The sequence below is a fragment of the bacterium genome (assembly GCA_022616075.1).
Classification (GTDB): Bacteria; Acidobacteriota; HRBIN11; order JAKEFK01; family JAKEFK01; genus JAKEFK01.
In genome coordinates this window covers 1-5,262 of sequence record JAKEFK010000241.1, presented here as the reverse complement: position 1 = coordinate 5,262, position 5,262 = coordinate 1, and the positions used below count along the sequence as shown (strand labels likewise).

General features: G+C 47.2%; 4 protein-coding genes. 1 reads left to right on the top strand and 3 read right to left on the bottom strand.

Annotated elements, in window-relative coordinates:
* Positions 1 to 552: 552 nt before the first annotated feature.
* Both L0156_19960 and L0156_19955 read right to left on the bottom strand, forming a co-directional pair.
* Positions 553 to 822 (bottom strand): AbrB/MazE/SpoVT family DNA-binding domain-containing protein, encoded by a 270-nt coding sequence (locus L0156_19960; GenBank protein MCI0605268.1) that lies wholly within the window; start codon positions 820 to 822, stop codon positions 553 to 555.
* Positions 823 to 1,010: 188 nt separating this feature from the next.
* Complete coding sequence (locus L0156_19955) at positions 1,011 to 2,465, bottom strand: hypothetical protein (GenBank protein MCI0605267.1); 1,455 nt, start codon at positions 2,463 to 2,465, stop codon at positions 1,011 to 1,013.
* A gap of 358 nt (positions 2,466 to 2,823) precedes the next feature.
* On the opposite strand from L0156_19955, the gene L0156_19950 reads away from it, so the two are divergent.
* Positions 2,824 to 3,453, top strand: coding sequence for a hypothetical protein (locus L0156_19950; GenBank protein MCI0605266.1), 630 nt, complete (start codon positions 2,824 to 2,826; stop codon positions 3,451 to 3,453).
* Between the two features lie 413 nt (positions 3,454 to 3,866).
* Here L0156_19950 and L0156_19945 read toward each other — a convergent pair whose 3' ends face one another.
* Positions 3,867 to 4,991 carry a beta-lactamase family protein gene (locus tag L0156_19945; GenBank protein MCI0605265.1) on the bottom strand — a complete coding sequence of 375 codons (1,125 nt, stop codon included), beginning with the start codon at positions 4,989 to 4,991 and terminating at the stop codon, positions 3,867 to 3,869.
* Positions 4,992 to 5,262: the final 271 nt, after the last annotated feature.

The following is a 5,262-nucleotide window of genomic DNA, read 5'->3' as shown; positions in this document are numbered from 1 at the left end:
TTTGGAAGTGGCCAGTATTTTTCTGTGTTGGTACTATTTCTATAATACTAGAACAATAGTTCACTTGAATGCTGGCATATCAAGTTCAAAAGAAGACAAATTCTTAATGATCTGGGAATGGATTCCCGATGCGATTTCATTTTCGGGATCATAACAGGAATTGATCAACAAACGACTTTGGCCTGATGACAAGAATTCCGCGATAGCCGGAAGCTCTTAGAAGAGACTTATCTCCGCTACAAATGAGTTTTGCCCCACCCGCAATTGCGCATGCGAAAAATTTATCATCATCAGCATCACTGCAGACTTTCTCTTGCAGAGTAGGAGAATGAATTACAATTGCTCTAGCAGCAATGAAATCCAAAACAGGCTTGAGATAAACGTTCCGAAATTTCTATGAGAGCTCTTCAGCTACTCTGTAGTACTCCTTTAATATTTCAGTAGAGACGAGGAGATCAATTTTTCCTTTCTGCCAAGACTCAAGAACAATAGAAGGAGGACCTGTAAAGAAAATTCCAGATATAAGCACGTTCGTGTCAATGACAACCTTCATCAGCCTGCCATATTGCGTCTCGCACGCTTAATGGCCTTACCTACATCAGAATGCTTTAAGCCGGCTGCTTTTGCCTGTCGACGGGCCTCTCGAAGCAGCGGGCCAAACTCTTGCATTCTGGGAGCACTGATCTTCTTGAGAATTACAGTATCGTCTCGCCCAACTACAACGAAATTTTCTCCGGGCTTCAACCCTAACTCAATTCTCACTTCTTCAGGAATGACAACCTGGCCTTTTGTAGACATCTTTGTAGTTCGGATAGTTTTCATCGTATTCTTACCAGTAAGATAGCGCTTTTGTCCTTCCCTTGTCAATCTATCGCATTACTCCCAATTGCCTGAAAGCTAATTCGACACAAATTTCAAAAAAATGTGTCAATTTGGTTTCGGTTTGAAAGAATTCGTTTAGTTGAGGAAATCTGGGACAGCATTGCTGCATCCGGAATCAGTTCCTGTAATCATTTCGGACCGTGTCTCCGGCGCTTTTCCCGCAACGTTTTCAAAATTGTAGTTGAGGATGGGCTGTTTTTCGGCCGTTTCTTTTCTGGAGGGACATTCGCAAAGTTCAGCGCCGTTGACCATCTCCCAAAAAAATGGACCGCGCTTTTTAGCAACGGGTTATCTCGAGTACGCTTTGGTCCAAAAACCAGGTCAACGACGCGTGTTCCCAGCCCCAGGTCACAACGCCGTCTGATCTCGGTAATTACCTCCTCTGCGCTTGCGTAACGGCGCTGACCACGAACGCTGGAAGGGTGTAAGCCAAGAAACGGGTAACAATCATAATAGTTTGGAAAGTGCTCCAGCACGGCTTTGTACAACCTTCGATCATCATCCTTCAAATGGTAGGAAATCAAACTCTTTCCCGCATTCAAGCGATCCTTTAGCGCACGAATCACCTTCTCCTGTGTGCTGAAATCCCGATGATCTCGGAGGTCAATGGCGCGATACTTAACTCCGGCGGCCTCAGCCGCGCCTCGCCACGAAGGAAGGAGTCGCTTCAGCGTTTTTTGATATTTCATTCGCAAGGTACAAATGGCTACTGCTCTTCTCCTGCCTTCAGGCATAGCGGCAGTTTTTCGAATTGCCTCTAACAGGTTCATTCTGTCTGTTTCGGTATAAGGCTCATGAAGCAGGCGTACTTTCGAAGGATCCATGCCGCAGGCTGCGAGAGCTGCAGAATACGATCCGAATTTCCTGCGCGCTGCATTGCAAAGCCGAGCGTCTTCCGAATGGACTGCTGCATGGTTTAAAGGTTTCCCGGATCGATAGCGCTTTCGCAACTCGCGTATGACATCTTTTCGGTCGTAAAGAATTCTCGGATCTTGCAGACGGATGGCCTCCGGATTCAACCCCGCTTTTCTCAGCGCATTATCCCAACTTCCGAAATATTTCGTGGCAATGCCTTCAAAAGCCCTATCTCGCGCGTGCATGAATCCGTCATTCACGGGTATCCCCCGGCGGAAATACTCGTGGATCCGCTCCAGTATGTATTCTTCTGACCATAACGGCTCCCAGTGCTCCATAAGCGGATTTCGTGATAACAAAGAATCACTTCGCTCAGACCGCAGTGACTCCGAATGCAGGTATTCATCGGGGAAGCTTAATTTGTATTCGTCTGTACTCACTTCATGAACCGGAAGGTGAAAAGTAAGATTCCTGAACTCCTTTCCGCATAATTGGCAGGGCACGGTTTCAAGCAGTTGGATGCGAATGTGCCGGTAATCTAATCCCGCAGCTCGAACGGCCTGCGCCCAACCCCAAAATGGCCGAACTGAATACACTCTGCGAAGAAGGTCGGGATGCAAGCGTTTTACCGCATGGATGTTCAGCGGCTCGCCGCGCTGATGCAACTCCCGAATTTTTCGGATTATCTCGCGGTGTGTCTTTACGGATCGATCCTTTCTAGCGCGCATTTGCATAGATTCTGAATCACTTACTGTAACTCATAATTTTAGCCGACAACATTGTCATGCAACACCTGCAGAAATCTTGCTATCAACGTGGAGGTTGCGATACCATCTTTTCTGCTGCAGCCTTAGCGCCTAACAATGACGAAGAAGCAAAGGGAAATTCACTCGTTCCTGCAACTCAAACGGATTGAAGAACGCAATCTAAAATTCGAGTATCTGCGCGTTGATGTGAGCGCCCTGGAGGAACTAGACGAGGCCATTGATTTATGGGAAGAAGGAAACGCCCCAGCGGCAATAAAACGATATCAATCACTGATAAAACGGTTCCCCCGAGTTTATTGACGCTCATCATCATCTTGCATTGTTGCACAACGCGTCAGGCGATAGGCTTGTTGCGGAGATCATTTGGTCCGATATCGTTCGCGATGCGATGAGTCTGTTTCCGGAAGATTTCTACTTTGGCTGCGATCGTTTGCAGTGGGTCTTTCTTGAAAATCGACCTTTCCTGAGAGCGTATCATGCCCTTGGGCTTTGCTACCTGGATAACGGTGAGACTGATAAAGCATTCGTTCACTTCATGAATATGCTGGATCTGAATCCGAACGATAATCAAGGGATAAGAGATCTGGCTGTTGATTGTTGCTTCCGTTTAAAGAGGCCGAAGGACGCACTGAGGATCTGCAATAGGTATAAGGGCGATGTCATGGAGGGAATTGTTTACGGCAGACCACTTGCGCTATTCCAATTAGGAAAACGTCAACTCGCTGCAACCGCCATGAGCTTCGCCATTCGAACTTACCCCTTAATAGCGCGCGAGCTTGTGAAAACAAAATCAGTAAAGCCTCGCAACTTGCGGGAGACGCAAATTACATTGGGCGGCGCAGATCAGGCCTATCTTTATCGCCAACGGAATTATGCTCACTGGAAGAATACACCAGGTTCGCTGGATCAGCTTCGATGGTGTTTAAATGAGCATGACAATCAATCATAGCTCGTTCAGATTTTCCGATTCCCAATTGTAAGGAACCGGCTCAGATTGTCGGGATTTGTGATCACATGTCTCGAATCAATCACTTACAGCCGCCTCCCCGCCCTACTTTGACCAAACTTTGGCCAACTTTCTTGAGACTTGCTCTAATTTGATCCGATTCTTACTATACCTATAATACTACATCCCTAACAGCTTTGCCCCCTACTTAAAGCATTCCTCCGTCATGGGTTGGCGGGCGGCGAGATCATCTTCACTTCGGCCTTTTTTTACACGGTGTTCCGATCAACCCAACCGAATGGCGGGATGCTCACTGGATCCAGGATCACATCTACCTCAGATTTAAACCAACTGATTCAGCCACGTAACCAAGAATGTCTCAAAAAAATTGACTCTGATTTTACGGCGGCTGGGGATTACGGTCGCAAACGCGCCGCAAGCAGCAGCTCTTTAGCAATATCATGGCTGCCTTTTCCGACGTTTGACGCATTTGTCAACACAATTACAGTGAGCTCGCGATAGGGCTCGTAGAGAATTGTGGATTGAATGCCCCACGAACCTCCATTCCAATCAAAGTACCGATTCGGCATTTGTTTGAGACGTTTGAATTCTGCATCCTGATCATTGAGCACAGTCAGCCGGCCTGACACAACGGCGTTCATAAACTTGGCGAGATCGGAAACGGTTGCAACAACAGCGCCAGCTGCTCGCCCCCACGCGTTGTAATGCTGAAGTCCGACACTCAGGTTCACCAGTCCATCTGCTCTTATGGCCTTGCGGCCATCGAACGGCGATGCAGGATATGGTACATCCTCCGGACGGGCGTAACTATCTGCGATCTGTGATGTGTCAAAATCCGTTCCTTCTACTCCGGCTGACGTCATTTCAAGCGGCTCAAAGAAACGGCTTCGAAAAATCTTTGGAAAAGATTTCCCTTCGATTTTTTCGAGAATTAATTCTAAAACGATGTAGCCGGTGCTGGAATATGACGTAGCTTCACCGGGTTTTCCTGTAGCCCTGTGCTCTGGTTTCTTTGCATATGCCAGTAGCTGTTGTGGAGTCCAAACCCGTGTTGCACGCTCAGGATCTTGGAATAAATCAGCGAAGAAGTCATCCCCCTCTTCTCCGTTGAAATTGTGAAGCCCGCTTTTGTGATCAAGCAACTGGGCAACAGTGATCTCACTTCCATAGGGAATGCCATCTAATGTGCCTTTGGGAAGCAGAGCCATGGCACGATCGGTAAGTTTCAGACGACCCCCTTTGGACAACTCGCAAATAGCAGCATAAGTCATCATTTTGGTAATGCTCGCCACTCTCAGACGATCGTTCAGTGTCATTGGACGACTCTGTTCGACTGATGACAGTCCTGCCACACCGAACCAAACGTCCGTACCTTTACGAACGTAGGCCTGGATACCAGGTACGCTTTGTTCTACCGCTCTATCGATAACATCCTGATAAGCTTTTTCGCTTGTGATGGAGCCCATACAAGCGACTGCGATGAAAACGACAAACCACAAAGCAATTCCCTTCAAGTCCATTTAGTCCCTTAGATTGTTTCACAAATGAGCTGCGGTCGCACTCAATGTGAAAATTCTGGATGTCTGAGCTTCAGGCTTCTTTGCGAATGGCGTTTATTTCTGCTTTACGCTCAGGCATAATTTCCGGGTGCTTTTGCAGTTCTGCAAGCGACACAAAGTAAAAATCCAGCTCCGGATCTGCTGTTTTAAATTCCACCGTACCCGCTCGGCATCACATCCATGATCTATTTTCATGATCCCTGCCAGACTTTGACCAACTTTTTTAAGACTT